Origin of the sequence: Kutzneria chonburiensis, from assembly GCF_028622115.1 — a bacterium.
GTDB lineage: Bacteria > Actinomycetota > Actinomycetes > Mycobacteriales > Pseudonocardiaceae > Kutzneria > Kutzneria chonburiensis.
Window position 1 is genome coordinate 9,667,915 of the sequence record NZ_CP097263.1, and the last position, 26,958, is coordinate 9,694,872.

Consider the following 26,958-nt stretch of genomic DNA (forward strand, 5'->3'; position numbering starts at 1 on the left):
GGAAGGCCCCCTTCCAAGCGCACGGTTGGCCGGGTCCGGCTTGCTCGGGAATGGCTCGTGGTGTGAGGTGGCGGGCGTGACAGATACCTTCGACGTGATCGTGATCGGCGCCGGCGCGGTCGGCGAGAACGTCGCCGCCCGGGCGGTGCGCGGCGGGCTGACCGCGGCCCTGATCGAGCACGAGCTGGTCGGCGGCGAGTGCTCGTACTGGGCGTGCATGCCGAGCAAGGCTCTGCTGCGGCCCGGCCATGCGCTGGCCGCCGCCCGGCGGCTGCCCGGCGTGCCGGTCGGCGAGCACCTGGACGCGGCCAAGGTGTTGGAGCGCCGCACCTACTTCACGTCCAACTGGGACGACGCCGGGCAGATCCAGTGGGCCGAGGGCGCCGGCATCACCGTGATCCGCGGCTTCGCCCGGTTGGACGGCGAGCGCCGCGTCGTGGTCGGGGACCGGACGCTGACCGCCCGTCAGGCCGTCGCCGTCTGCACCGGCAGTGTGCCGGTGATCCCTCCGCTGGAAGGTATTGCCGACACGAGGGTGTGGACGTCCCGCGACGCCACCTCGGCCAAGGCTGTGCCGGGACGGCTGATCGTGCTCGGCGGCGGCGTGGTCGGCGTCGAGCTGGCGCAGGCGTGGCGACGCCTCGGGTCCGAGGTGGACCTGGTGATCACGAGCGAGCTGCCGCTGCCTCGACTGGAGCCCATCGCCGGCGAGCTCGTGGCCGATGGCCTGCGTGAGGACGGCGTCCGCATCCACGCCGGCGCCAAGGCCGTTCGGGTCTCCCGTACCAACGGCGAGATTTCCCTCGGCCTGTCCGACGGCACCGTGCTCACCGCCGACGAGCTGCTCGTCGCCACCGGCCGCCGTCCCGCGACGGAGGGCATCGGCGTCGAGACCGTCGGCCTCAAGCCCGGCGAGAAGCTGCACGTCGACGACTCCGGGCAGGTGTCCGGGGTGGACGGTCAGTGGCTGTACGCCGCCGGCGACGTCACCGGCCGGGCGCTGCTCACCCACCAGGGCAAGTACGCCGCCCGCGTCGTCGGCGACGTGATCGCCGCTCGGGCCAAGGGCCCGGTCGAGACGCCGCCGTGGAGCCAGTACACCGCCACCGCCGACCACGCCTCAGTGCCGGCCGTCGTCTTCACCGACCCCGAGGTTGCCTCCGTCGGCCTCAGCGCCGCCCAGGCCTCCGCCGCCGGCATCGACATCCGCGTCGTCGACCTGGACATCGCCGTCGCCGGTTCGTCCGTGCACGCCGACGGCTACCGCGGCAAGGCCCGCATGGTCGTCGACGAGCAGCGCCAGGTGCTCGTCGGTGTCACCTTCGTCGGCCAGGACGTCGCCGAGCTCCTGCACTCCGCCACCGTCGCCATCGTCGGCGAGGTGCCCCTGCACCGCCTCTGGCACGCCGTGCCCTCGTACCCGACGATCAGCGAGGTCTGGCTCCGCCTGCTGGAGGCCTACGGCCTCTGAAGCTGTGAACGGACCATTCCCAAACTCCGAGTAGAGGCCGACAGCCTCCGACCCAAGATCAAGGGACCGATCCTCGCGTTGAACGTCAGGAAGGACCCCTTCCTGACACCGCCGGCAAGATCAAGGGACCGATCCTGGCGTTCAACGTCAGTAAGGGGCCCTTCCTGACATCAGGACAGGGCCAGGTTCAGGGTGTGCTTGGCGATGGACTGGAGGGTGGGGTCGTCGGTGGTGCTGGGGCGTCCGATCCAGACGGTCTCGACGAGGCGGACGGTGCCGCCGGAGCGGTTGCTGGCGAACGCGGCCCGGTCGAAGGTGGTCGGGCCGCCGGGCCAAGGGCGGTCCTTGAGCAGCTCGGTGATGCCGCCGGCGCCGGGCTGCTCGGCCAACGTCTGGAACTGCGCGGCCGGATCGGCGGTGGCGAAGCGGATCTCGGCGACGGCGATGCCAGCCGGCTGGCCGGCGTTCTCGGCGCGGTAGTTCCAACGCCGAAGGTCCACGCACTGGTTCTGGCCCAGCCACACCTGCACGTCCCCGTACGCGTGGTCGGCGCAACGGCTGCCGTCGTCGACACCGTCGACCCTGGTGTAGCCGCCGGACGCCTGCGGCGCGGCGGGGGCGGAGCCGCCGCTGGTGAGGGCGGCGACGATGCTGCCGACGGCGAGGGTGCCGATCAACGCGGCGGCCCCGATGGGGAGCCAACGGCGCTTCTTCTTGGCCGGCGGCTCGACCGGCGCGGGCTTCAGGGCGGAGAAGCCCTCGGCCAACAACTCGGCGGTGGTGAAGCGCTCGTCCGGGGACAGATGAATGAGTAACCCACCGGCCTGCTCGGCGGTCAGCATCGGCGCACCCACAGCCACGTCCCGCACGGCGCCCAACAGGGTTGTGGGCATCGGGTGCAGCACCCGGATGCCGCGATCCAGGTCCAGCTGCGGCTGTGTCACCTGACCGACGTAAGGGCCGACGGCCACGACCAGCCGAACGGGTAAGCCGGTGTCGCGGACCGCCTCGGCCACGGCCTCGGCCGCGCCGACCGCCTCGGCCGCCGGATTGACGGTCGGATCCGGGCCGACGAGCGGCCAGCCGTCGATCTTCCACTGGCCGGCGACCGGCGCGTCCAGCCGCATCGCCGGGTCCGGCAGGTCGACGCCGGCCACCACCACGACGGCGTTGGGCAGCACCAACACCGTGTCCACCGGCCGGGACCGGCCCGGCGGCAGGTAGCCGGCCAGCGCGACGCCGCCGAGCACGGCGTCGCCGCCGCCCCACGACGCCAGCGCCGCCTTCACGTCGGCGGCGACCGCGGACTGCGCGTCGCCCAGTCGCACCAGGCGCACGGCGCCCACCTCCCCAGCTGCTGCGGAACCCGAACGCACAACGGTAACCGGCCCCGATGGTGACGCCATGTCGCGTCCTGTGAGCGAGGTCACCCGTGTCGGTGCCCCCTCGGCCGGGTGATCTCTGACCCGGGATGTGCCGGTTGCGGTGGCGGCCGGTCCCGGATACAGGGCAGAATGGCGCATCGGCTTGATCCGCTGGTGGTCACGGCACGTGTGAGGGCGTAGGGGAAGACGTCCCTCGGCAGGTGCGGAGGTCAGCAGTGAACAACCGTGGCAAGACCAGTGGCGTGGTGTACGTCCACTCGTCGCCGTCTGCGGTCTGTCCGCACGTCGAGTGGGCCATCTCGGGCACCCTCGGGGTCCGGGCCGACCTGCGCTGGTCGGCGCAGCCGGCCGCGCCCGGCCAGTTGCGCGCGGAATGCGCGTGGACCGGCGACCCGGGCACCGGCGCGCAGCTTTCCGGCGCGCTCAAGGCCTGGCCGATGATCCGGTTCGAGGTGACCGAGGACCCCAGCCCCGGCGTGGACGGCGAGCGGTTCTGCTTCGCCCCCGGCATCGGGCTCTGGCACGCCCGCGCCGCGGCCAACGGCGACATCGTGGTGGCCGAGGACCAGCTGCGTGCGCTGGCCGCCAAGGCGAGAACGGGCGAGTCCTTCGCGCACGGCATCGACGGGCTGCTGGGCAAGCCGTGGGACGACGCGCTGGAGCCGTTCCGGCGGGCCGGCGACGGCGCGCCGGTGACCTGGTTGCACCGGGTGGGCTGACTCGTGGCACCCTCGATCGTGTGACCCCGCAGGCTTCGCCCAACCGGTCGACGTTGACCTGGCTGATCCCGATCACGCTGCTCATCGCCGTGTGCGCGCTGGTGGGCGGCCTGATCGCCCGCCAGCTCTACGCCACGTCCAAACCGGTGGACACCAAGCCGCCGGCGTCCGCGCCGTCCGGGCCGACCACGGACACCGGGCACCCCGACGACACCGAGTCGGTGTACTTCACGGAGTTCGCCAAGGCCGACCCCGACGCCGACCAGGTCCAGCGGGCGATCCAGAACTACTTCAACGCCATCAACAAGCGCGACTACAAGAAGTGGCAGCAGACCATGACGCCGGAGGCCGGGGGCCAGACCGAGTCGTACTGGCGCAACGGCTACAAGTCCACCGTCGACAAGGACATGCACATCTACCGGATCGAGGACACCGAGCAGGGCGCGGACGTGTTCGGCTCGTTCACCAGCTACCAGGACCTGGCCGACGCGCCGGACGAGCTCAAGGCCACCTGCGTCCGCTGGAACATGATCTGGCCGATGGTGAGCATCAACGGCGTCTTCCGGATCGGCAAGCCCAGCATCGCGCCGCACGCCTGCGGCACATGAGAAAGGCCCTTCCCGCCGTGGCGGGAAGGGCCTTCTTCGCTACGGGGATCAGGCCTTGGTGAAGGCCAGCGCCACGTTGTGGCCGCCGAAGCCGAACGAGTCGGTGATGGCCGCCGTCAGCTCGACCTTGCGCGGCTGGCCGGCCACGACCTCGTGCAGCACGGCCGGGTCCGGGTTCTCCAGGTTCGCGGTCGGCGGGATCACGCCGTCCCGCACCGACAGCACGGTCGCGATCGCCGCCACCGCGCCGGACGCCCCGAGCAGGTGCCCGAGCGAGCCCTTGGCCGCGGTGAGCAGCGGGTGGTCGCCGATCGCCCGGTGGATGGCGATCGACTCGATCGTGTCGCCGACCGGGGTGGAGGTGGCGTGGCAGTTCACGTGGCCGATGTCCTCGGCCGACAGCTCGCCGCTGCGCATGGCCGCCTGGATGGCCCGCCGCTGGCCCTCGCCCTCCGGGTCGGGCGCGGTGATGTGGTGCGCGTCGGAGCTGGTGCCGATGCCGGCCAGCCGGCCGTAGACCTTGGCCCCACGAGCCTTGGCGTGGTCGGCCCGCTCCAGCACCACGACGCCGGCGCCCTCGCCGAGCACGAAGCCGTCGCGCTCGCCGTCGAACGGCCGCGACGCCTTCTCCGGCTCGTTGTTGCGGGTCGACATGGTCCGGGCCTGCGCGAAGCCGGCCATGGTGATGCCGGTGATGCACGCCTCGGCGCCGCCCGCGATGATCACGTCGGCCTCGCCGCTGCGGATCATCCGGTACGCCCAGGCGATCGCCTCGGCGCCGGAGGCACAGGCCGACACCGGGGCGTGCACCCCGGCGCGGGCCTTGGCCCACAGCCCGACGTGCGCCGCCGGGCCGTTGGGCATGAGCATCGGCACCGTCAGCGGAGACACCTTGCGCAGGCCGGCCGTCTCCAGCAGGTCGTCCTGCGCGAGCAGAGTGAGCGCGCCGCCGATGCCGGTGCCGATGATCACCGCGAGCCGCTCCGGGTCGACGGCGTTCTCATCGAGGCCGGCGTCGGCGTAGGCCTGCCGGGACGCCACCATCGCGACCTGCTCGCTGCGGTCCAGCCGCCGGGCCTCGACCCTCGGCAGGATCTCGGTGGGTTCTACCTTGAGCTGCGCGGCGATCTGCACCGGCAGCTCGTACTTGTGCACCCAGTCCGCGTCCAGGGTCGACACCCCGCTGCGGCCGGCGAGCAGGCCGTCCCAGGTGGACGCGACGTCCCCGCCCAGAGGGGTCGTCGCGCCGACACCGGTGACGACGACGTCGACAGAGCTCACTGCGCCTCCGCTCTACAAGCGTTTCGTTCTACGACAGCTCAGGCGTGGCTCGCGATGTAGGTCACCGCGTCGCCCACGGTCTTCAGGTTGGCCAGCTCGTCGTCCGGGATCTTGACGCCGAACTTGTCCTCGGCCTGCACCGCGATCTCGACCATGGACAGCGAGTCGATGTCCAGGTCGTCCACGAACGACTTCTCCACCGTCACGTCGTCCACGGCGACACCGGCGACCTCTTCGACGATCTCGGCCAGGCCGGCGCGGATCTCCTCGTTCTCCACCTTGTCGTTCCTTTCGTAGTGAATCCCGGCGGCGCGGCCGCGCCGCCGGAAGCGTGTCGGCCCGTCACGGGCAGATGGCCACCTGGCCGGAGTAGGACAGCCCGGCGCCGAAGCCGACCAGCAGCATCATGTCGCCGCTGGAGATCCGGCCGTCGGCCCGCATGTGGTCGATGGCCATCGGGATCGAGGCCGACGAGGTGTTGCCCGAGTGCACGATGTCGTCGGCCACCACCATGTCCTCACGGGCGCCGCGCGCCCGCAGCTTCTTGGCGATGTGCTCGACGATGCGCAGGTTGGCCTGGTGCGGCACCAGCACGTCGATGTCGGACAGCTTCACGCCGGCCGCCTCGACCGCGCGCTCGGCGATCGGCGCGATCTGCGTGGTGGCCCAGCGGAAGACCGACTGGCCCTCCTGGAAGATGTGGCCGTTCTCGGTCAGCCCGATCATGTCGACCAGGTCGCCGGAGCTGCCCAGCACGGCCGGCGCGATCAGCGGCTCGTCGGCCGGGCCGACAACGCAGGCGCCCGCGCCGTCGGCGAAGATGATGCAGTTGCCGCGGTCGGACCAGTCCACCCAGTCGGTGAACCGCTCGGCCCCGATCACCAGCACCCGCTCGGCGCTGCCGCCGCGGATCATGTCGCTGGCCACGGTCAGCGAGTACGGGAAGCCGGCGCACGCGGCGTTCAGGTCGAACGCGGCCGGCGACCGCACGCCGATCCGGTCCGCGGTCTGCGCGGCGGCGTTGGGGATGTTGCCCGGCATGGTGCAGGTGGCCACCAGGACCGTGTCGATCTGGCCGGCCGTCACGCCCGAGTCGGCCAGCGCCTTGGCGCCGGCCTCGACGGCCATGTCCACCAGCGACTGGTCCGGGTCGGCCAGCCGGCGCTCGATGATGCCGACGCGCTGGCGGATCCACTCGTCGTTGGTGTCGACGCCCATCGCCGCGATGTCGTCGTTGGTGACGGTCCGGTTGCCCTGCGCGCTGCCGAAACCCAGCAGCCGCGTGCCGGCCGGCCCGGTGCGACCGATCAATCCGGGTCGCTCACTCATGCGGACACCGCCTCCACTGCCTTGTCCAGGTCCGCCGGGGTCTTGACCGCGATCGGGTTGGTCACGACGCCCTTGAGCTGCCGCTTGACCAGACCGGTGAGCGCGCCGCCCGGGGCCAGTTCGATGGTGGTCGTCACGCCGGCGCGGGCCAGCGTGTCCATGCACAGGTCCCAGCGCACCGGCAGGGTCACCTGGGCGACCAGCCGGCCCAGCATCTCCGGGCCGCTGGTCACGACGGAACCGTCCGCATTGGACAGCAGCGGCCGGATCGGGTCGGCGGTCTTCACGCCGACGGCCCGCTCCCGCAGCGTGTCCCGCGCCGGGTCCATGTAGTGGGTGTGGAAGGCGCCCGCGACCTTCAGCATGATGACCTTGGTGCCGGCCGGCCGCTCGTCGGCCAGCTTCTGCAACGCGGTCAGCGAGCCCGCGGCCACCGTCTGGCCGGCGCCGTTGCGGTTGGCCGGAACCAGGCCGTACTCGTCGAGACGGGCCAGCAGCTCGTCGGCCTCGCCGCCCATCACCGCCGCCATGCCGGTCGGCTCCAGCGCGCATGCGTCGGCCATCGCCCGGCCGCGCACCGCGGCCAGCGCCACCGCGTCGTCCATGGACAGCACGCCGGCGATCGCGGCGGCGGCCAGCTCGCCGATGGAGTGGCCGGCGACCGGGGCCGCGTTCGGCACCGTGACGCGACGCTGCAACTCGCGGAAGGCGACCAGCGTCTGCGCCACGATCAGGGGCTGCGTGACGGCGGTGTCCTTGATCTCCTCGGCGTCGGCCGTGGTGCCGAGCCGGGCCAGGTCCAGGCCGATGGTCTCGGACCAGCCGCCGACCAGCTCAGCCACGCCGTCCAGCTCGAGCCACGGTGCGAGCATGCCGGGGGCCTGGGACCCCTGTCCGGGGGCTAGGAGCGCGATCACCCGCCCACTGAACACGGTCGCGGCGGCGTCATGTGATGTCGCCACCGACGAAGTCCGGTGGTCAGCGTTGTAGAAACCCTCCAAAGGTTGCCGGAATATGTCCACTGAGCGGCCGGCTGGGTTGTCGAGGCCGTCGCACTGGACCGCTGAGGCGCTCCTCACTCCCCGATCTTGCCGCTACGCCGGTCGGCCTACTCCAGCCCCCGCCCACTGTCAACCCCCCGATGCTTGGAAGGGGGCATTCCAGCACTCGGAGTGGAGGAATTGCGCGTTGATCATGCGCTGATCACCACAGGCCGCGGGCCTTGGCCAGGCGGCCGACGGTGAGGGCGATCCGCAGCACGAGGGCGTCGCGGGGGTCGTTGGCGTTGCGGCCGGTCAGCTCGGAGACCCGTTTGAGCCGGTAGCGCACGGTGTTGGGGTGCACGAACAGGTTGCGGGCGCACGCCTCGAGCACGCCACCGGTCTCGAGGAAGGCGTCGACCGTGGCCATCAGGCCGCCGGTGGCCTCCTCGAGCGGACGGGCGATGCGGTCGATCAGCTGCCACTCCGCCTCCGGGTCGCCGGCCAGCGCCCGCTCCGGCAGCAGGTCCAGCGATCGCACCGGGCGGGGAGCGGTCGGCCAGCCGACCACGGCGCGCAGCCCGGACAACGCGTCCGAGGCGCTGCGGTGCGCCTCGGCGATGCTGTCGACCGTCGGGCCGACGACCACCGGGCCCGGCCCGAACGCCTCGGCCATCTTCGGCAGCACCTCGTGGCTCTCGTCATCGGAGCCGCCCAGCACGACCACCAGCCGCGAGCCCTGCACGCTCAGCAGCACCGGCCGGTGGATGCGGGCCGCGCGGCTGCGCACGTCGAACACCACCCGCGTCGGCTCGGTCGACATCGGGTTGCCGACCAGCACCGTCGCCTCGGCCGTCTGCTGCCAGCCAAGGGCCGACGCCCGGGACAGCAGCGACTCCTCGGCGTCACCACGGACGATGCCGTCCACGATCAGCGCCTCCAGCCGGGCGTCCCAGGCGCCACGGGCCTCGGCCGCGGCGGCGTAGGAGGTGGCCGCGGCGAAGGCGATCTCCCGGCCGTAGCGCAGGACCGCCTCGGTGAGCTGGGCTCGCTCCTTCTCGTCGGCGGCGATCTCCGGCAGCATGCGCTCGAAGACCTCGAGCGCCACCCGGACCAGCTCCACCGTCTGGCGCAGGCTCACCCAGCGTGACATGTCCTTGGGGGCCGAGCGGAACGCCTCCGCGGTCAGCCGGATCGCCTGCTTGTTGTCCCGCAGCCAGGACACGAAGCCGGCGACCCCGGTCTGGGTGACCATCAGCACGCTGGCCCGCTGGTCGGCCGGCAGCCGCCGGAACCACGGCAGCCGGTCCTCCATCTCGCCGATCGTGCCGGTGGCCAGCCGGCCCGACGCGTGCTCGAGCCGGCGCAGCGTCTCCGCGGACAGCGAGTCCCACGCCAGTTCACTCATGGTTCCCAGCTTCGCACGCCACCCACCCGTACGAAGGAACAACCGGCTCGTGCCGGGAAATCGCCCCTATGTTCGGTGGGGTCGTAGCCTTGGAGGAGGTCGTCTTGCGAAGACTGCTGCCCGTCGCGCTCAGCCTGCTCACCGTGTTCGCGCTGGTCACACCGGCGCACGCGGAGCGGGTCGTGTGGGCCCCGTGCCCCGGCGCGCTCGCCGCACTCGAATGCACCACGCTTTCCGTTCCCCTCGACCACGCGAATCCCTCGCAGGGATCGATCGCCGTGGTCGTCAGCCGTCGTCAGGCGTCCGATTCCTTGCACCGCAAGGGAGTTCTGCTGATCAATCCCGGCGGTCCCGGCGGCAGCGGGCTGTCCATGCCGCGCTACATCGCCGACCACACCCCGTTGGGGCAGTACTACGACCTGATCGGCTTCGACCCCCGTGGTGTCGGGGCCTCGACCGCCTTGCAGTGCTTGAAACCTCTTGGCCTGGCGTCGTTGGATTCCCGTCCCACGGATGACCAGTTCGCTTTGTGGGCTGCCGATGCCCGTCAGTCCGAGGACGCCTGCGCGCATGCCGGCGGTGGCATCCGGCCGTTCGTCAACACCCGGGACACCGCGTACGACATGGACCAGATCCGTGAGGCGCTCGGTGTTGCGAAGATCAATTACCTGGGCTATTCGTACGGGACCTATCTCGGGGCCGTGTACGGCAGCCTGTTCCCCGACCGGCTGAACCTGTCCGTTCTGGACTCGGCCGTGCATCCCGAGTGGATCTGGCGGCAGCAGTTCCTGGAGCAGGCCGCGGCATATCGGTCTGATGTGGACGCTTGGGCCACGTGGGTCGGCGACCGCAACGGCGCCTTCGGTCTCGGTGTCGGCCGGGACGCCGTGTTGGCGTCCGTCGAGCAGATCGCCGGCGCCGTGGCCAAGTCTCCGGTCGGCAAGTTCAACCGCAGCGTGCTCGACGGCACCGTCGGCGAGGGTGCCCGCTACCGTCCTTTGTGGTCGGATCTTGCCCAGGTCCTCGCTTCTGTCCGTTCCGGGGCTTCCGTCGCCGACGCCGTCGACGCCGGCCTCGCCTTGGCTCAGCGGGGCCTCTCCACCATGAAGGCCGGCGTCTTCGACACCGTCACCTGCGAGGCCGATTGGCCTTCGGACCTTTCGACCTATTACCAGGACATGCGCGTCTACCGTTCTTCTTTCCCTTACGGCTACGGCGTTCTTCGCGCTGCCCCCACCACGTGCACCTACCGCTCCTTCTCTCCCGCCTCCCCGCCCGTTCCCTTGTCCCGCACCGGCTATCCCGTCGGCGTCGTCGTCCAGGCCGAGGGTGACACTCAGACCGCGTACGCCGGCGGTCCCGCCATGGCGCAGCGTCTCCGTGACAACCTCATCACCGTTTCCGACGAGGGCATCCATGGCCTGTACGCCAGCAACCCCTGCGTGACCGAGAAGATCAACCGCTACTTCCTCGACGGCGTGCTCCCCGACAGCTCGTCGGTCTGTCCCGGCTCGCCCCGCCCGTCCGTCCCCGCCGACGCGGCCCCGTCTCCCACCCGCGCCGCCACCCTCGGCCAGTCCGTGACCGGCTACCTCTCCGCCCTGGCCCCCTTCTAACCCCCGCGAGTCCCGCTCAGCGTCACACCGAAATGCTGAATCCGTTTCACACGTTCGGTGTGACTGTGGGCGGGACTCGCGGGGGTGGGTATGCCGGAGGCCGCCCGCGCCGAGCGCTGGGCGGCCTCCCTCTCCCCGGTCCCCACCGGTGTGTCCACTGTGGATCACGCCGGGCCTCGGCGCCACGCGAATCCCCTTTCGGGCCAACCGTGTCGAGTTGCTCCACACTGGACACTGCGAAACCATTCGGCAATGGGCGATCAACTCAGTCAGGGGCTGGGCGACGCGTGGGCGCTGATCACCACGTTCGTGCCCAAGCTGCTGGGCTTCCTACTGGTGCTGCTGGTCGGTTGGCTGGTGGCCAAGGCGCTGTCGAAGGCCGTGGAAATCCTGCTCAACAAGGTCGGCTTCGGCCGGCTGGTCGAGCGGTCGGGGCTCGGCGGCCCGAAATCGCCGGTGGACGCGGGCAAGCTGATCGTGCAGCTGGTCTTCTACTTCGTGCTGCTGATCGCGCTGAACTACGCGTTCGCGGTGTTCGGCGCGGGCAACCCGGTGAGCGACCTGCTCAACCAGGTCATCGCCTACCTGCCACGAGTGGTGGTGGCGATCATCCTGGTGCTGATCGCCTCGGCGATCGCGCGGGTGGTCCGCAACCTGATCACGGGCGCGCTGGCCGGCCGTCAGTACGGCCGGCTGCTGGGCACGGTCACGTACGCCTTCCTGCTGGCGCTGGGCATCATCGCGGCGCTCAACCAGCTGGGCATCGCGACCACGGTGACCGAACCGATCCTGATCTTCGCGCTGGGCACGGTCGGCGGCATCCTGGTGGTCGGTGTTGGCGGCGGCATGGTCCGGCCGATGCAGTCACGGTGGGAGCAGTGGCTGACCAGGGCCCAGGCCGAAGTGGCGACGCAGCCGACGAACCCGTCGACCCAGGGCGCGCCCTGGGAGCGGAACCAGCCTCCGGGCTCGGAGACGCCGACGCCGGCCGAGGGTTTCCCCGCCCGGATCAGTCCCAGCCGGAGTGACCTAAATCCCTGCGGAATACCCGGCCCCGGGGCATATGTTCTCCAGAGAGGAGAAGTGCGCTCCGGGGCCTGGTGAAACTCCAGACCGGCGGTACAGCCCGCGAACCGCCCCCGCAAGGGGGTGGCCGACCTGGTGAGATTCCAGGGCCGACGGTGACAGTCCGGATGAGAGGCGCGCACCACGCCTGCCGTTGGCGTGCGCCCGAACAAAGGCCCCGGACCGAAGCCGGAAGGGGCTGACCAGGTGAACTGGTTGCTGGAGCACGGACTGACGCTGCTGGGCGAACACATCTCGTTCGCGGAGCTGCTGGGCCAGATCGGCGCGGTGGCGGTGGTGTTCCTGGCCCAGCGGCGCACGCTGTGGACCTGGCCCGTGCAGATCGCCGCGGCCATCCTGCTCTTCTCCGTCTACACCTCGGCCCACCTGGGCGGACTGGCCCTGCGCCAGGTCATCGTGCTCGCCATCTCGGGATACGGCTGGTGGGCCTGGACCCGCCGCCGCGACGCCGAGTACGGCGTGGTGGTCCGCCGCTCGACCTGGCCGGAGCTGGGCGCGCTGGCCACGGTGTTGGTCGTCGGCACGGTCGGCATGGCCCTGCTGCTCCAGGCCACCGACGCCTCCTGGGCCCCGTGGCCGGACGCCGCGATCTTCATCGGCACGGCCGTGGCCTACGGCGCCCAAGGCCTGCGTCTGGTCGAGTTCTGGCTGGTCTGGCTGCTGGTGGACGCGATCGGCGTGCCGTTGCAGATCGCGTCGGGCCTGTACTTCAGCGCCAGCGTCTACATCGTCTTCACGTTCTTGGTGATCAAGGGCTGGCGCGACTGGACCCGCAGCGCCAAGGTCAGCGCCTCACTGGCTCAGACACCAGTCGGCAACGCCAGCGTGTGACGCGAACCACACAGTGACATTGGCGCCGCCTCCGGCGGCGCGGGCTCGGCCCCTTTGGGGCCCTGCCTCGCCCTTGCTGGATTTTTCGAGGCCCGCATCGGCTTGTGTGGTGGGGCGCGTCGGGTGGCGGACCTCGAAAAATCCAGCAACCGTGCGAAGCAGGGGCGGGGCCGAGCCGACTTCGGGTTGGCGGCTCGAATTCGCGGTGGTGCGTGCACCCCCAGCGGATGGTCGTCGTCGGCCATCAGCGATGAGTCGTAGCGCAGCCCGAGCTCACGGATCACCGCCAGGGTGTCTTCGCTGAAGTCCCAGGACGGCGTGCGGAGCCCGACCGGCCGGGTGCCGCTCAGCCGTTCGAGCGTGTCGGCAGCGCGGAAGGCAAGCTCGCGCTCAACGCCAGGCGGCAGCGCGGTGTTGCGCTCGTGGATCCAGCCGTGAAGGGCGACTTCGTGCCCGCCCTGCACGTACGCGTCGATGTCGGCCGGATGCAGCAGCGCCGACACCGCCGGCACGAAGAACGTGGCCGGAATTCCGTGCGTGGCCAGCAGGTTCAGGATCTTCGGCACGGCAACGCGGCTGCCGTACTCGCCCTGCGACAGCTGGCAGGGGCTGAACTCCCCGTCCCGCAGCGGAATCGTCTCGTGGTCGGAGTCGAAGGACAGCGCCACCGCCGCCCGACGGCCGTGCGGCCAGCGGTCCGGGCGCAGGCTGCGCCCTGCGCGCACGCGGCCGACTTGCTGCTGCCAGACCGTTTCCGGCCATTCCCAGGGCTGTCCGGTCACCATGCGCAACAGGTTAGCCCCGTTCACACCTTCGACTGACCAACTGTGGACAACTCGCCAAGTTCGCCTAACGTCGAGGACGGCCCGACCGCGACGGAGGTGAAACTGTGCTGTCACAGCAAGAACGTCTCACCTTCCTGGCCGGCGGCCTCGCCGCGCTTCGTGACGGCAGTGCGCCGACGTGGACGCAACTGGGCCTGGCGCAGCCGAAAACCGGTCTGTACGGCGAGATTTCGCTGGCAGTGCGAGAGATGCTCGCACAGGACCGGATCACCGACTTCTTCTTCATGCACAAGCCGCCGGGCCTGCGGGTCAGGTTCGCCGCCGCGCCGGGCCGTGAGTCGTGGGTGCGGGCGGAGATCATGCGGCTGGCCCGGCGCTGGCACGAGGACGGCCTGGTCGACGGCGTGGTGCCCGGCGTGTACGAGCCTGAGGCCTTCCTGTTCGGCGGGCCGTCGGCGATGCACCACGTGCACCGTCTGTTCACAGTGGACTCGTTGGCCTGGCTCGATCATCACGTGCGGCCGGTGCTGCCGGCGTGGCTGCTGTCCATGCGGCTGCTGCGATCGGTGTTCGGCGGCCTCGGCCTGTGTTGCCAGGCGTGGCCGCGCGTGCGGGACACCTGCGGCCGGCGGGTGACAGTCAAGGACGACGCCGTCACCATGGCCTGCGCCGAGCTGCGGGCCGTGTGGGAGACGACGCGGGCGCCGGCCGAGCCGGCGGCGCGGAGCTGGCGGGTGGCGCTGGAGCGGGTCGGCGGCGACGCGGCCGAGGCGGCGGCCTACTACGTGGTCTTCCACTGGAACCGGGGCCGGCTGAGCTCGGTCCGGCAGGCCTTGATCACCGAAGCGCTGGCGGGCGCATGAGCGTGCTGCTGCGGGTCGGTGGGCTGCCGATGCGCCTGTGGACCGCCGCCGGCAACCCGGAACTGGTCGCCGAGCTGCGGGATCTCATCGCGGAGGAGGCCGCGTACGGGGCGTACGCCCGTGCACTGGCCGACTGGCTGGGCACGGTGATCCCGCAGTTCGAGGACCGGTCGGAGCTGCTGGCGCTGCGCCGGGACCTGCACAACGGCCGTCCGGTGTCGAGCGACCTGCCCGAGCTGGCCCGGGCCACCGGCTGGTCGACGGCCCTCGGTCTGCGCCGTGCGGCGGTGAACGAAACCCTGCTTTTGGAGCGTGAGAGGCTACGAAAGCTGCCTTGGTCGCAGGTCGACGAGGCCGTTGCCCGGGCCGTGCCGGATCTGGTCGGTGATCTCTCGCGGCGGGTCGAAGCCGGCGAGAACTGGGGTAGCAAGCGTTTGCGACAGCGCTCGGAGTACCTACTTCGCATGATCGCCCGCGGCGCGGCCAAGCCGACGCCGCGCGGCTGGCTCGCTCACGTCGCCCAGGCCGAGGTGGCCGAGACGGCGTCGTGGCCGGTGCTCGGGTCGTGTTCGGCCCAGTGGGTCAGCAACATCAACGCCGACCGAAGACCGACCGAGCTCGACGGCGCCACGATCACCCTGAACGGGCTGAACTGGGTCGACGGGGATCGGCTGCGCTGCTGGTCCGCGAGCCGTGTGGTGGAGGTTCGGCGGACGCCGCTGGTGGACGCCATCCGCAACGTGGTCGCCGACGGCGTGCACGATGTCGACGAGCTCGTCCGCCGCCTGGCCCCTTCGTCAGCCGATGTCCTGCGCGGCTTCCTGCGACACCTCGTCGACCTTGGCGTTCTCCAGCTCTCCCGGCCGTCGCGCTCAAGTTGGACCGTTCCTCTCGACGGTTTCGTCGACGTCTACCGCCGCGTCTCCGGTGCCGTGCCCGCCGATTTCGTCGCTCGGACCACGCAATTGGCTTTGCAGGCGCTGCGCTTGGTCGACGTCTTGCCGCGGCCCGCCGATCACCCCATCCTGTCGCTGGTCGGCTCCACGCCACGTGCTGTCACCGACCTTGTCGCCGAGTACCTCGCCGCCGACCCCGTCGAGCCCGCCCATCGTCGAAGATCGCCCGAGCTGCCCGAAGTCCTTACCCCGCAGCTGCTCGACGAGATGGGCCTGCCGCCGGCCGAGCTGCCCGAGTGGCCGTTGGACTGTTTGGTCCGCCCCATGACCACTGGTGCCGTGCTGGAGGCCATCGCCCCCGCCGGCGTCATCGACTCTCGCTTCGCTTCCGCCTTCACCTCGCTCGGCGGCGAGCCCTCTTCGGTCCGCTCCTACCGGGAGTTCCTGTCCCACAAGGCATCCTCCGAGGGTGTGCGGCCCATCGAGATCCTCGCACCGCCCCTCGACGACCGTGCCGCCAACGCCGTCCGCCGGCCGACTTATTGTCCACTATGGACAGGCGACTCCGACTGCTCCGGCTACCTGCCGGTTGCGGGTCGATACCTCCCCTTGGACCGCATCACTTTGCGCCGCTCGGGAAGCCGCATCATCGCCGAGGACCCTTCCGGCACCGTGTTGTGGCCCATGCACCACGCTACCCGAACCCCTGTCGGCCCTTGGGGCTTGGTCGTCACCTTGCTCACCGCCTCCGCGCCACGCGGGCCGTCGATCTCCTTCGGCAACCGGATGGCCGCCTTCCCGGACCGGAACTTCTTGCCGCGGATGGAAATAGCCGGCGGCCTTGTCCTTTCCGGTCGACACTGGCGGATCCGTGCTCCGCGGTCCTTTCGCGACCTGGTGGCGCTGGATCTTCCACGCTTTGTCTTTGCCCGCAACGGGGGCAAGCCGCGGCCGGTGGACCTGCACAGCCTGGCCGCCGTACGCGACCTGGCCCGGCTGGGCGAGGAGATCGTGGTCGAGGAGATGCTGCCGGACCCGGATCACCTGCCGCTCAAGGACGAGCGCGGTGAACCGGTCGCGGGGCAGCTGCTGGTGCGACTGCCGCACCGACGAGCCACCACCGCGTCGGCGGTGGGGAATCAGGAAGGGGACAGTGGATGGAATCCGTCTTGGCCGTCACCGAACTGGACCGTCTCATCGAGGAACTGGACACCCGGATGACCGAGGCCGCCCCGGAGGGCCGGGCGCCGGACTCGGCGATCTGCTCGCTGGTCGGCTGCGACATGAGTCACTGGCACTGCTGAGTCGGACGCGAGGCACGCCGGAGCTGGGACCGTGTGTGCTCGCGACGCTGCTGGCCGCCTCCGCGGATGGTGACGTGCGAGCCGCGGTGAGGATGGCGGTGCCGCAGTGGCTGGATGCCGCCGTGCGGCCGATGCGAAGCGTCGGCCTGCACGGCGGCATGACCGGCACGCTGTTCGGACTGGAGCTGCTGAGCGGCCTCCATCCGCCGGTTTCCCGCCTGGCGCACCGGGTCCGAGGCTGGCTGGGGGAGCGGCGGTTCGAAGAGTTCGATCTGATCGGCGGCACGGTCGGGGCCTGCCTGGCGGGGTGTCGGCAACCGGTCTGGTTCGAAGGGGAGGACACCGGACTGGCCCATGGGGCCGCCGGTGTGCTCCTTGTGTCGCTGCAGCCGGAGTTGATTTCCTGGCTGCTGAAGCAGTCCTTTGTGGACCAACAACGGCAGGGTTGGTGCTACGGCATTCCCGGCATCGCCTGGGCGCTGTGGACGGCCGGCGCGCGGACCGAAGCCGTGCGGCTGGTACGCATTCTGTGTCAGACCTTCGATCCCGAGCTCAATCTGTACGGTGAGCCGGCCGACCGGCTCGGGATCTGTCACGGTGCCGCGGGTGTGCTGCTCATCGCCGACGCCTTCGCCCGCGAAGGCGTGTCGGGGGCGAAGGTGCTCAGTGATCTGATGCAGACGTACCTGGTGGAACGCCTGGATTTGGTGGCAGGGCTGGACGACACGCTGCTCCGTGGCGGAAGTGGCGTGCTCGCGGCGTTGCTGACGGTGCGGGGTGCCGACCGGCGCTGGCTCAGATGCCTTGGCCTGCGCTGACTTTCAGTGCGCGGCGATGAGCTGGAGGGCGGCCAGGCCGACGAGCAGGGCAGGGCCGCGTAGCAGCTGACGGATGAGGTGGACGGGGACGGCGCCGAAGCCGGTTTCGAAGATGGCGCTGCCGCCGCCGTAGTCCATGGGCGGGCGGGTGGCCATGGCGTAGACCACGAGCACGGCACCGGCGGCGGAGATGACGACGGTGACGGACGGGGCCAGCGGCAAGGCGAAGGACGTGAGGGCGCACCACACGATCGCCCCGACGGCGGGCAGCACGAGGTGGATGACCTTGAGGGACGCGTCGGTGCCGCCAAGGGAACGGCGCAGGGCGGCGGAGCCGGCGATGGTGCGCAGACCGCCGGCGAGGCGGTCGGCGGCGAGGTAAGCGGCCAGCAGCTGCACGGGACCGACGGCGATGGGCGGCAGCGACACCGCGGCGAAGAACGGCACGGGCAGCAGAGCTGCCCACACGGCGATGGCGGCGGGATAGCGGCGCAGCCGGGCGACATCGGCGAGGACGAAGGCCAAGGCCCGGCTGCCGCGCAGGCGTACGGAACGGACGCGGCCGATGCGGCGGGCCCGGCGCAGCATCAAGGCGGCGGACACAAGGGACAGGTCCAGCCACGCCGAGGAGACGGCGGCAGCCTGCACGAGATCGGTGCCGGCGGACAACGCGCCCCGGTGCAGCCGCGACAGCGACGTGTACCCGACGGCGAGGGCGGCCACCACGAACCCGATTGCGGGCAGCGGGACGCGGTCGATCGGCACGAACAGGGCCGGCACGTCGAGCTGCAACGCCACGACGCCGCCCATCACCACCGCGACCCCGAGCAACACGCCGAAGCCGATCCGGAACTGCCGGAGCTCCCGGGCACTCCGCTGCGCGCCGGCGGTCAGGGAGGCCAACGCCACGCCGAACTCGAAGCCGAGCACTCCGGTGACCGGCAGGTTCACCAGCCAAGGCGGGTAGATCGCCGTCAACCCACCGGCCAGCAGCGCCCCGCCGATGCCGGCGATCACCAGGGTCCGCACGTACGTCGGCAGCAGCGCCGACCGCCGGTCGACCGGACTGGCCAGGATCCACGTCTGAGCGGCCGCACCGGCCCAGATCGGCCCGACTGCCAGCAGCGCCTGCCCGAAGGCCGCTACGGCCGCCACAGCCAGCGCCAGGGCCATCCACGACTCCGAGGCGGCGGCGTGCGGGACCGGCGGCACGGACAGCGCGGGCACCGCTCGGGTCTTGATCACGGCCTCGGTCACCAGCCCGCCGGCCATGCCCACGTACAACGCGGTGTCGGACAGGTCGTACAGCCGCCGGAAGAACGACCACGGCTTACGCCGCCGCCGCATGGCCCGCAGCTCGGACCGAACCCGGCCAGCGGTGACCGCAGTCACAGCCCAACCTCGATGTACACGTCGGCCACGGCCTCGATCAGGTCCGGGTCGTGCGAGGCCATCAGCACCGAGCCGCCGTTGGCCTTCTCGGCGTTCAGCCGTGACGCCAACCACGCCCGGCCCTCCACGTCCAGCCGCTGCTCGGGCTCGTCCAGCACCAGCAGCGACCGGGGTCGCACGAAGCACGAGGCCAGCGCCAGCCGCCGACGCTGACCGGACGACAGCGTGGCCGGCAGTTGATCGCGCTGCTCGACGATGCCCAGCTCGGCCAGCACCGCCTCGACCACGTCCGGAGACTGGCCGTGGGCCAGGGCACACAGCGCCAGGTGCTCGCCGACCGACAGGTCCGGGAAGAAGTCCACGTCGTCCAGCACGCAGGCCATCGCCGCCCGGGTGTCCGGCGACGTCTCCGACACCGGGAAGCCGTTCAGCGTGATCCGCCCGGCGTCCGGCACGTCGGTGCCGGCCACGCAGCGCAGCAGCGTCGTCTTGCCGGACCCGTTGGGCCCCACCACCGCCGCGCCCTCGCCCGGCGCCAGCTCGAAACTCAGCTCGTGCAGCACCAGCAGCCCGCTGAAGCCCCGTGTCAGCCCGTCCACCCGCAACACTCGAACCCCCCGAAGATCAAGGGACCGATACTGGCGGTGAACGCACAGGTTGGGCCCCTTACTCGCGTTGAACGAGAGTAAGGGGCCCTTCCTGACACAAACAGGCGGGTCAGGCGGCGCCGGAGTCGGTGGTGGAGGGACCCGCGGCCTGCGGGTCGTCCAGCCGGTACCGGCGGGTCGCCTCGACGACCTTGGCGTGGTCGATCTCGCCGCGACGGGCCAGCGCGGTCAGCACGCCGACCGCGATCGACGGCGCGTCCACCAGGAAGTGGCGGCGGGCCGCCGGCCGCGTGTCGGAGAAGCCGAAGCCGTCGGTGCCCAGCGACACCATGTCGGTCGGGACCCACGGGCGGATCAGGTCCGGCACCGCGCGCATGTAGTCCGACACCGCGACGACCGGGCCGGCCGCCTCGGACAGCACCTGCGTCACGTACGGCACGCGGGGCTCGGCCTCGGGGTGCAGCATGTTGTGCCGGTCCACCTCGACGGCGTCACGGCGCAGCTCGGCCCACGAGGTGGCGGACCACACGTCGGCCTGCACGCCCCACTCCTGCGCCAGCAGCTCCTGCGCCCTGATCGCGTCCGGCATGGTGACGCCGGAGACCAGGATCTGCGCCCGCGGGCCGGTGGCGCCGGGGGCCGTCTGGTAGCGGTACAGACCGCGCAGCAGGCCCTCGACGTCCAGGTTCTCCGGCTCGGCCGGCTGCTGCACGGGCTCGTTGTAGATCGTCAGGTAGTAGAAGACGTTCTCCGCGTTGTCGCCGTACATGCGGCGAAGGCCGTCCTTGACGATGTGCGAGATCTCGAACGCCCAGGCCGGGTCGTAGGCCACCACGGCCGGGTTGGTCGCGGCCAGCAGCAGCGAGTGCCCGTCGGCGTGCTGCAGGCCCTCGCCGGTCAGCGTGGTGCGGCCGGCGGTGGCGCCGAGCACGAAGCCGCGGGCCATCTGGTCGGCGGCCGCCCACAGGCCGTCGCCGGTCCGCTGGAAGCCGAACATCGAGTAGAAGATGTAGATCGGGATCATCGGCTCGCCGTGGGTCGAGTACGACGTGCCGACCGCGGTGAACGACGCCGTGGAGCCGGCCTCGTTGATGCCCTCGTGCAGGATCTGGCCGTGCTCGCTCTCCTTGTACGCCAGCATCAGCTTGGCGTCCACGGAGGTGTAGAGCTGCCCGTGCGGGTTGTAGATCTTCTGCGACGGGAACATGGCGTCCATGCCGAAGGTCCGCGCCTCGTCCGGGATGATCGGCACGATCCGGCCGCCGATCTCCGGGTCCTTGATCAGGTCCTTGATCAGCCGGACGATGGCCATGGTGGTGGCCACCTCCTGCTTGCCCGAGCCCCGGCGGATCGTGTCGTAGACCTTGTCGCCCGGCAGCACCAGCGCGGTCGACTTGCCCCGGCGCTCCGGCACGAAGCCGCCCAGCTGGCGGCGCCGCTCCAGCACGTACTGGATCTCCGGCGAGTCCGGCCCCGGGTGGTAGTACGGCGGCAGGTACGGGTCGCGCTCGAGGTCGGCGTCGGTGATCGGGATGCGCAGCTCGTCCCGGAAGAGCTTGAGGTCCTCCAGGGTCATCTTCTTCATCTGGTGCGTGGCGTTGCGGCCGGCGAAGTGCGGGCCGAGGCCGTAGCCCTTGATGGTCTTGGCCAGGATCACCGTCGGCTGGCCGTTGTGCTCGGTGGCCGCCTTGTACGCCGCGTACACCTTGCGGTAGTCGTGGCCGCCGCGCTTGAGGTTCCAGATGTCCTGGTCGCTCATGGCCGCGACCATGTCCTTGGTCCGCGGGTCGCGGCCGAAGAAGTGCTCACGGACGTAGGCGCCGTCGTTGGCCTTGTACGTCTGGTAGTCGCCGTCCGGCGTGGTGTTCATCAGGTTGATCAGCGCGCCGTCGCGGTCGCTGTGCAGCAGCGAGTCCCACTCACGGCCCCACACCACCTTGATGACGTTCCAGCCGGCGCCGCGGAAGAAGGCCTCCAGCTCCTGGATGATCTTGCCGTTGCCCCGGACCGGGCCGTCCAGCCGCTGCAGGTTGCAGTTGATCACGAAGGTCAGGTTGTCCAGGCCCTCGTTGGCGGCCACGTGGATCAGGCCGCGCGACTCCGCCTCGTCCATCTCGCCGTCGCCCAGGAACGCCCACACGTGCTGCTCGGACGTGTCCTTGATGCCGCGGTCGCGCAGGTAGCGGTTGAACCGCGCCTGGTAGATCGCGTTCATCGGGCCGAGGCCCATGGACACGGTCGGGAACTCCCAGAAGTCCGGCATCAGCCGCGGGTGCGGGTACGACGGCAGGCCGCCGCCCGGCCCGGCGTGCGAGTACTCCTGGCGGAAGCCGTCGAGGTGCTCGGCCGACAGCCGGCCCTCGAGGAAGGCGCGGGCGTACATGCCGGGGGAGGCGTGGCCCTGGAAGTAGACCTGGTCGCCGCCGCCCGGGTGGTCCTTGCCGCGGAAGAACCAGTTGAAGCCGACCTCGTACAGCGTCGCCGAGGAGGCGTAGGTCGAGATGTGGCCACCGACGCCGACGCCCGGCCGCTGCGCGCGGTGCACGGTCATGGCCGCGTTCCAGCGGATCCAGGCCCGGTAGCGGCGCTCGGTCTCCTCGTCACCGGGGAACCACGGCTCCTGCTCGGTGGGGATGGTGTTCACATAGTCCGTGCTGGTCAGCGACGGCACGCCCACCCGGCTCTCGCGGGCTCGCTCCAGCAGCCGCAGCATCAGGTAGCGGGCGCGCTGCTGCCCGGCCCCCTTCAGCACGCCGTCGAAGGACTCAAGCCACTCCGCGGTCTCATCGGGGTCGATGTCCGGGAGATGGGCGGCGAGGCCGTCGCGGATGACCCGGACCCGCTCCGGGGTGCTCGCGTTGCCAGCGCCGTTGCTCTGCGGGGCCAAGGGGTCTCCTCGCCTGGTGTGTCGACTCGTTCACGTCCATCCTCCCTCATTCGGCGCTGGCTGGTCGCCATGTGTCCGTGCTACCGATCGGTAGCCTTCTCGCGCGCGCGTATAGGAGGTAAGTAGAGCTTGCCTGATGCCCCGAACGGGTGGCAAAGCGGGGTCGTTTCCCTGGACCGTCTTCGGTGTGTCACGGTGTGGGTGGTTGCGCAGGTGGCCACCCTCAGTGTTCGCTGTGCGCGACCGGTGTTGAATACAGCTGTGGCGACTGACCCCAGTCGCCCTACTGGCATAGCTTGGAGGAGTGGAAGCCGTGGTGGCCGCGGGAGACGCTGGCAAGGTCGGCGTCGCCGACAGGCTCGGGATCGAGCCGGACATGGTGGTCCAGGAGATCGGTTGGGACGAGGACGTCGACGACGACGTCCGCGCCGCGATCGAGGAACGGATCGGCAGTGACCTGCTCGACGAGGAGTCGGACGAGGTTGTCGATGTCGTGCTGCTGTGGTGGCGGGACAGCGACGGCGACCTGGTCGACACGCTGATGGACGTGACCGGGCCGCTGGCCGAGGACGGAGTCATCTGGGTGCTCACCCCGAAGACCGGCCGGCCGGGCTACGTGGAGCCCAGCGACATCGCCGAGGCGGTGCCGACCGCCGGTCTCGCGCAGACCCTCAACGCGAACGTCGGCGACGACTGGGCCGGCATCAAGCTGGTGTCGCCGAAGTCGGCCAAGGCCAAGCGCTGAGCCCTCGCCCGGTGGCCTAGGCTTGGTTGCGCAACTGCCGAGCCCACCGGGAGGGAACGCGAGCATGGCGCTGGAAGTCGGTACCGAGGCCCCCGACTTCACGCTCCGGGACGCCAACAGGGAAGAGGTCGCCCTGTCGTCGTTCCGCGGCGTGAAGAACGTGCTGCTGGTGTTCTACCCGTTCGCCTTCAGCGGTGTCTGCACCGGCGAGCTCTGCCAGGTGCGCGACGAGCTGGCCGAGTACCAGAACGACGAGGTGCAGGTCCTCGGCGTGTCCGTGGACACTCCGTTCAGCCTCAAGGCGTGGGCGGAGAAGGAGGGGTACACCTTCCCGCTGCTGTCCGACTTCTGGCCGCACGGCGCGACGGCCCAGGCCTACGGCGTGTTCAACGACAAGGCCGGCATGGCCCTGCGCGGCACGTTCCTCATCGACAAGCAGGGCGTGATCCGCTTCGCCGAGGCCAACCAGCCGGGCGAGGCCCGCGACCAGGAGCAGTGGAAGCGCGCGCTGAAGGCGCTCTGACATGTGACAGACGACACCCGGACCGACTTCGTCGGTCCGGGTGTCGTCGTGTTCACACCTGTGGGCACAGCAGGTTTCGAACCTGCGACCCCCGCCTTGTAAGGGCGGTGCTCTACCCCTGAGCTATGCGCCCGTGATCACAGAAAATCCTACACGGTCTGTCACAGGTCCTTGCCCAGGCCTGTCTTAGCTCCCGACACACCGTCGGCTGCTGAGACGAGGTTTTCCCGATGGACACGTTGGACGATCTCCGCCGCCATCTCCAGTGGGCGATCGAGCTGGAGCACTCGACGATCCCGCCCTACCTGTGTGCGCTGTACTCGGTCGATCCGGGGCGCAATCCCGAGGTGGTCGAAGTCGTGGGCAGCGTCTTCATCGAGGAGATGCTGCACCTGGCGCTGGCCGCCAACCTGCTGAACGCGGTGGGCGGGCAGCCGCGGATCGACGATCCGGCGCTGCTGCCGGCGTACCCGCATCCGCTGCCGCACAGCGACGGCAAGGTGCAGGTGCACCTGGACCCGTTCGGCCCGGAGGCGCTGGAGCTGTTCCTGAACATCGAGCGCCCGGCGTCGGCCGATGCCGCACCGCAGACGGATCATTACGGCACGATCGGCCAGTTCTACGCGGCGATCGAGGCCGGCCTGCGCTCGTTGTGCGAGCGGCTGGGCGAGGACGCCGTCTTCACCGGCGACCCGGCGCGCCAGGTCGGCGAGATGCACTTCCGCGGCGGTTCCGGCGGGGTTTTCCCGGTGACCGGCCTGAAGTCGGCGTTGGCGGCGTTGGCCGAGATCGTCGAGCAGGGCGAGGGTGCGGCGCGGACCGAGGTGTGGGACGGCGAGCTCGACGTCTTCCACCCTGACCGTGAGGAGGTCGCGCACTACTACCGGTTCCAGGAGCTCAAGCACGGTCGGCGCTACCAGGCCGGCGACACCCCGCAGACCGGTCCGACCGGCGACGTGATCGCCATCGACTACTCGGCCGTGCAGCCCATGCGCCGCAACCCTCGTAGCGCCGACCATCCCGAGGACAGCCCGATCCGGGCCGCCCAGCAGGAGTTCAACAACGCCTACTGCCTGCTGCTGTACCTGCTGCACGAGGCTTTCAACGGCACCCCGTCGCAGATGGGCGCGGCCGTGCACCACATGTACGTGATCAAGTCGCAGGCCCAGCAGCTGATGGCGATGCCGACGGGGGACGGGAAAACCACCGCCGGCCCGACCTTCGAGTACGTGCCGCCGGAGCAGCGGCCCTAACCCAGCAGCACCGGCAGTTCCCGGTGGCCGTTGGACAGGAATGACCGCATCGGCCGCAGCTCCTCCTGCGGCACAGCGAGTGTCAGCCCGGGGAAGCGGGTGAACAGCGCCTCCAACGCGATGGTCGCTTCCATCCGCGCCAGCGGGGCGCCGAGGCAGTGGTGCACGCCGTGGCCGAACGAGACGTGCTGCTTGATGTCACGGGCGAGGTCGAACTCGTCGGCGGTCGGACCGAAGGCGGCGGGGTCACGCCCGGCGGCGGCGTAGGCGGCGAGAATGGCGTCACCGCGGGGAATCACGACGTCGCCGAGGTCGATGTCCTCGACGGCGTAGCGCAGTGGCAGGTAGGGCACGGGTGCCTGCCAGCGCAGGGTTTCCTCGACGACGTCGGCCCACGACCGTCCGCCGGCCAGCACCGCCGCGAGCTGGGCGGGATGCGTGAGCAGCGCGGTGATGGCCTGGTCGATGAGGTTGACGGTGGTCTCGTGCCCGGCGGTCAGCAGCAGGATCAGCGTGTCGACGACCTCGGCGTCGGTGAGCGCCGGATAGCGGTCCGACGAGGCCTGGATGATCGCCGTGGTCAGGTCGTCGCCGGGCCGGGATCGCTTGTCCGCGGCCAACTCCGTGAAGATGCGGTACATGTCCTCGGCGCTGGCCGCGGCCTCGGCCGGCGACCGGGTGGTGTCGAAGACGGAGTCCACCACCCGGCGCAGGTCGTCCCGCCGGTCCTCGGCCACGCCGAACAGCTGGCAGATCACCTCGACCGGCAGCCGGTAGGCGTACTCGGCGCGCAGGTCCGAGCCGGGAGTGAGCTCGTCGAGCAGGCCGTCGGTGAGGCGCTCGAGCCACGGCCGCAGCTCGGCCGTCCGCCGCGCGGTGAAGCCGGCGGCCACCAGCGACCGCAGTCGCTGGTGGTCCCGGCCGTAGGCGGTGAACATGTTCCGCACCGACACCCAGATCCGCAGCGGCCAGTCCGCGGCGATCTCCCCGGCCCGCCAGGCCGCCCAGTGCAGCTCGGGATCCTTGGAGATCCGGGGATCGAGCAGCAACGCCTTCAGCGTCGCCAGGTGCGGCACGGCCCAGGCCCGCACGCCGCCGGGTAGCTCGACCGGCACCGCGGAACCGCTGTCCCGCAACCGTTTGCCCTCGCCCTGGATGTCCGCGCCGTCGACGTCGAGTACATGCATGCCGCCATGCTGCCCCGCGCGATCGGCGCCGACATCGGCCGTGCGACTACGAAATCTGAGCCGTCCGGTCAGGCCTTGGCCATGATCAGGTCGGCCAGCGCGGTCTGACCGGCCTTGTTCAGGTGCAGCACGGCATCCGGCCCCTCCTGGCCCGGCGCCAGCGCGTCGAAGCCGCGGTAGAACGGCGTTCCGGCCTGGCACAGCGAATGCCCGGCGAAGGTGCTGTTGAGGTGCACGGAATCGGCGGCGTACTCGCTGACGAAGGCCGTGTCGATGCCGCCGAGGTGAGCCCGGTAGGCCGTGTCCTGCAACGTCTTGTTCAGCTTGCTGGCCAGCGCGTTGCCCTCGGTCCGCTCCTGCGCGCTGAACACCGAGGCGTCGCAGATCGGGTCCAGCTTGCCGTCGGCGTTGGCGTCCGGCGACAGCTGGCTGCCGTAGGCCGACAGCACGATCTTGGCGTGCGGGCTGCGGGCATGGATGTCCTGCAACAGCTGGCCGACGTTCTTGGCCATGTCCGGCAACTTCGCCGTGATGGCCTGTGTCGGCGCGCCCGAGCAGTCGGCCTGGATGCACAGACCGCCGTAGGCGGCGTAGCCGATGTCGTTGGTGCCGATGGTCAGCAGCACCACGTTGGTGTCGACCTGCAAGGCGTCCAGCTGCGGGCCCTGGCCGAGGAAGTCCTTGTACAGGTCGGAAGTGGCCGCGCCGCTGCAGGTCACGTTGGTGAACTGCACGCTGGTGCCACGGGCCCGCACCCGGGCCACGATCTGCTCGGAGTAGGAGTTGTTGCTACGCCAGCAATTGCCCTCGGTGCCGGGCTGGTAGTCGCCGGCCCCGGTGCCGGACGCGTACGAGTCGCCCATGGCGACGACGTGCAGCAGGCCGATGTCGGCCGACGCGGCCGGGGCCAGTGCCGTGATCGCGGCGAACGCGGCCAGGGCCGCGATGGGAAGTCGCTTCACCTTCGCTCCAGTGCTCGAAAC

At 70.6% G+C, this 26,958-nt stretch carries 24 protein-coding genes, 1 tRNA gene and 1 riboswitch; of the genes, 12 read left to right on the plus strand and 13 right to left on the minus strand.

Going from position 1 to position 26,958, the window contains the following annotated elements; genetic code table 11:
* The first annotated feature begins 67 nt into the window (after nucleotides 1-67).
* On the plus strand, nucleotides 68-1,471 hold the full coding sequence (locus M3Q35_RS44935) for a dihydrolipoyl dehydrogenase family protein (protein WP_273938714.1): 1,404 nt from the start codon (nucleotides 68-70) through the stop codon (nucleotides 1,469-1,471).
* Nucleotides 1,472-1,641: 170 nt separating this feature from the next.
* Here the strand turns inward: M3Q35_RS44935 and M3Q35_RS44940 are convergent, their stop codons facing one another.
* Complete coding sequence (locus M3Q35_RS44940; RefSeq protein WP_273938715.1) at nucleotides 1,642-2,808, minus strand: hypothetical protein; 1,167 nt, start codon at nucleotides 2,806-2,808, stop codon at nucleotides 1,642-1,644.
* A gap of 263 nt (nucleotides 2,809-3,071) precedes the next feature.
* Between M3Q35_RS44940 and M3Q35_RS44945 the strand changes: the two genes are divergently transcribed.
* Both M3Q35_RS44945 and M3Q35_RS44950 read left to right on the plus strand, forming a co-directional pair.
* Nucleotides 3,072-3,575, plus strand: a complete 504-nt coding sequence (locus M3Q35_RS44945) for a DUF3145 domain-containing protein (RefSeq protein WP_273938716.1) — start codon at nucleotides 3,072-3,074, stop codon at nucleotides 3,573-3,575.
* A 20-nt stretch (nucleotides 3,576-3,595) separates the two neighbouring features.
* Complete coding sequence (locus tag M3Q35_RS44950) at nucleotides 3,596-4,183, plus strand: hypothetical protein (RefSeq protein ID WP_273938717.1); 588 nt, start codon at nucleotides 3,596-3,598, stop codon at nucleotides 4,181-4,183.
* A 48-nt stretch (nucleotides 4,184-4,231) separates the two neighbouring features.
* On the opposite strand, the gene M3Q35_RS44955 is transcribed toward M3Q35_RS44950, so the two are convergent.
* The 5 genes from M3Q35_RS44955 to M3Q35_RS44975 form a co-directional block, all read right to left on the minus strand.
* Complete coding sequence (locus tag M3Q35_RS44955) at nucleotides 4,232-5,464, minus strand: beta-ketoacyl-[acyl-carrier-protein] synthase family protein (protein ID WP_273938718.1); 1,233 nt, start codon at nucleotides 5,462-5,464, stop codon at nucleotides 4,232-4,234.
* A 38-nt stretch (nucleotides 5,465-5,502) separates the two neighbouring features.
* Nucleotides 5,503-5,742 carry an acyl carrier protein gene (locus M3Q35_RS44960; protein WP_273938719.1) on the minus strand — a complete coding sequence of 80 codons (240 nt, stop codon included), beginning with the start codon at nucleotides 5,740-5,742 and terminating at the stop codon, nucleotides 5,503-5,505.
* Between the two features lie 64 nt (nucleotides 5,743-5,806).
* Nucleotides 5,807-6,793, minus strand: coding sequence for a beta-ketoacyl-ACP synthase III (locus tag M3Q35_RS44965; RefSeq protein ID WP_273938720.1), 987 nt, complete (start codon nucleotides 6,791-6,793; stop codon nucleotides 5,807-5,809).
* Nucleotides 6,790-7,725: an ACP S-malonyltransferase gene (locus tag M3Q35_RS44970; RefSeq protein WP_273944712.1), complete on the minus strand. Its 936-nt coding sequence runs from the start codon at nucleotides 7,723-7,725 to the stop codon at nucleotides 6,790-6,792. The genes M3Q35_RS44965 and M3Q35_RS44970 overlap by 4 nt, the downstream gene beginning before the upstream one ends.
* A gap of 271 nt (nucleotides 7,726-7,996) precedes the next feature.
* Nucleotides 7,997-9,181 carry a PucR family transcriptional regulator gene (locus tag M3Q35_RS44975; protein ID WP_273938721.1) on the minus strand — a complete coding sequence of 395 codons (1,185 nt, stop codon included), beginning with the start codon at nucleotides 9,179-9,181 and terminating at the stop codon, nucleotides 7,997-7,999.
* 104 nt (nucleotides 9,182-9,285) lie between these two features.
* On the opposite strand from M3Q35_RS44975, the gene M3Q35_RS44980 reads away from it, so the two are divergent.
* From M3Q35_RS44980 to pnuC, 3 genes are all read left to right on the plus strand, one after another.
* Nucleotides 9,286-10,797: an alpha/beta fold hydrolase gene (locus tag M3Q35_RS44980; protein ID WP_273938722.1), complete on the plus strand. Its 1,512-nt coding sequence runs from the start codon at nucleotides 9,286-9,288 to the stop codon at nucleotides 10,795-10,797.
* Nucleotides 10,798-11,049: 252 nt separating this feature from the next.
* Nucleotides 11,050-11,901, plus strand: a complete 852-nt coding sequence (locus M3Q35_RS44985; RefSeq protein WP_273938723.1) for a mechanosensitive ion channel family protein — start codon at nucleotides 11,050-11,052, stop codon at nucleotides 11,899-11,901.
* Nucleotides 11,880-12,006: riboswitch (FMN riboswitch) on the plus strand. Its footprint overlaps the gene before it by 22 nt.
* A 63-nt stretch (nucleotides 12,007-12,069) precedes the next feature.
* The gene (gene pnuC / locus M3Q35_RS44990; protein ID WP_273938724.1) at nucleotides 12,070-12,714 is read left to right on the plus strand and encodes a nicotinamide riboside transporter PnuC; all 645 of its coding nucleotides are present in this window, start codon (nucleotides 12,070-12,072) and stop codon (nucleotides 12,712-12,714) included.
* Here pnuC and M3Q35_RS44995 read toward each other — a convergent pair.
* Nucleotides 12,684-13,499: a polysaccharide deacetylase family protein gene (locus M3Q35_RS44995; RefSeq protein WP_273938725.1), complete on the minus strand. Its 816-nt coding sequence runs from the start codon at nucleotides 13,497-13,499 to the stop codon at nucleotides 12,684-12,686. The two genes, pnuC and M3Q35_RS44995, sit on opposite strands and share 31 nt — an antisense overlap.
* A gap of 104 nt (nucleotides 13,500-13,603) precedes the next feature.
* Here M3Q35_RS44995 and M3Q35_RS45000 point away from each other — a divergent pair, with 104 nt between their 5' ends.
* The 3 genes from M3Q35_RS45000 to M3Q35_RS45010 all read left to right on the plus strand — a co-directional run bounded on the left by M3Q35_RS45000 (nucleotide 13,604) and on the right by M3Q35_RS45010 (nucleotide 17,380).
* Nucleotides 13,604-14,362, plus strand: coding sequence for a thiopeptide-type bacteriocin biosynthesis protein (locus M3Q35_RS45000; protein WP_273938727.1), 759 nt, complete (start codon nucleotides 13,604-13,606; stop codon nucleotides 14,360-14,362).
* Complete coding sequence (locus M3Q35_RS45005; RefSeq protein ID WP_273938728.1) at nucleotides 14,359-16,479, plus strand: lantibiotic dehydratase; 2,121 nt, start codon at nucleotides 14,359-14,361, stop codon at nucleotides 16,477-16,479. Before M3Q35_RS45000 ends, M3Q35_RS45005 begins: the two co-directional genes overlap by 4 nt.
* Nucleotides 16,480-16,597: 118 nt before the next feature.
* Nucleotides 16,598-17,380: a lanthionine synthetase LanC family protein gene (locus M3Q35_RS45010; RefSeq protein WP_273938729.1), complete on the plus strand. Its 783-nt coding sequence runs from the start codon at nucleotides 16,598-16,600 to the stop codon at nucleotides 17,378-17,380.
* 3 nt (nucleotides 17,381-17,383) lie between these two features.
* On the opposite strand, the gene M3Q35_RS45015 is transcribed toward M3Q35_RS45010, so the two are convergent.
* The 3 genes from M3Q35_RS45015 to aceE all read right to left on the minus strand — a co-directional run bounded on the left by M3Q35_RS45015 (nucleotide 17,384) and on the right by aceE (nucleotide 22,267).
* Nucleotides 17,384-18,772: a DUF6297 family protein gene (locus M3Q35_RS45015; RefSeq protein ID WP_273938730.1), complete on the minus strand. Its 1,389-nt coding sequence runs from the start codon at nucleotides 18,770-18,772 to the stop codon at nucleotides 17,384-17,386.
* Nucleotides 18,769-19,371: an ABC transporter ATP-binding protein gene (locus M3Q35_RS45020; RefSeq protein WP_273938731.1), complete on the minus strand. Its 603-nt coding sequence runs from the start codon at nucleotides 19,369-19,371 to the stop codon at nucleotides 18,769-18,771. The genes M3Q35_RS45015 and M3Q35_RS45020 overlap by 4 nt, the downstream gene beginning before the upstream one ends.
* Nucleotides 19,372-19,489: 118 nt before the next feature.
* Complete coding sequence (gene aceE / locus M3Q35_RS45025) at nucleotides 19,490-22,267, minus strand: pyruvate dehydrogenase (acetyl-transferring), homodimeric type (protein WP_273938732.1); 2,778 nt, start codon at nucleotides 22,265-22,267, stop codon at nucleotides 19,490-19,492.
* A 313-nt stretch (nucleotides 22,268-22,580) separates the two neighbouring features.
* Between aceE and M3Q35_RS45030 the strand changes: the two genes are divergently transcribed.
* Together M3Q35_RS45030 and M3Q35_RS45035 are read left to right on the plus strand one after the other, a co-directional pair.
* Nucleotides 22,581-23,012, plus strand: a complete 432-nt coding sequence (locus M3Q35_RS45030) for a DUF3052 domain-containing protein (RefSeq protein ID WP_273938733.1) — start codon at nucleotides 22,581-22,583, stop codon at nucleotides 23,010-23,012.
* 64 nt (nucleotides 23,013-23,076) lie between these two features.
* Entirely contained in the window at nucleotides 23,077-23,535 is a 459-nt protein-coding gene (locus M3Q35_RS45035; protein ID WP_273938734.1) for a peroxiredoxin, read from the plus strand.
* 61 nt (nucleotides 23,536-23,596) lie between these two features.
* On the opposite strand, the gene M3Q35_RS45040 is transcribed toward M3Q35_RS45035, so the two are convergent.
* Nucleotides 23,597-23,668, minus strand: a tRNA-Val gene (locus tag M3Q35_RS45040).
* A gap of 97 nt (nucleotides 23,669-23,765) precedes the next feature.
* Here M3Q35_RS45040 and M3Q35_RS45045 point away from each other — a divergent pair.
* On the plus strand, nucleotides 23,766-24,788 hold the full coding sequence (locus tag M3Q35_RS45045; protein WP_273938735.1) for a ferritin-like domain-containing protein: 1,023 nt from the start codon (nucleotides 23,766-23,768) through the stop codon (nucleotides 24,786-24,788).
* Here the strand turns inward: M3Q35_RS45045 and M3Q35_RS45050 are convergent.
* Together M3Q35_RS45050 and M3Q35_RS45055 are read right to left on the minus strand one after the other, a co-directional pair.
* Nucleotides 24,785-25,975 carry a cytochrome P450 family protein gene (locus M3Q35_RS45050; protein WP_273938736.1) on the minus strand — a complete coding sequence of 397 codons (1,191 nt, stop codon included), beginning with the start codon at nucleotides 25,973-25,975 and terminating at the stop codon, nucleotides 24,785-24,787. The genes M3Q35_RS45045 and M3Q35_RS45050 overlap by 4 nt on opposite strands.
* 68 nt (nucleotides 25,976-26,043) lie before the next feature.
* Nucleotides 26,044-26,937 carry an SGNH/GDSL hydrolase family protein gene (locus M3Q35_RS45055; protein WP_273938737.1) on the minus strand — a complete coding sequence of 298 codons (894 nt, stop codon included), beginning with the start codon at nucleotides 26,935-26,937 and terminating at the stop codon, nucleotides 26,044-26,046.
* Nucleotides 26,938-26,958: the final 21 nt, after the last annotated feature.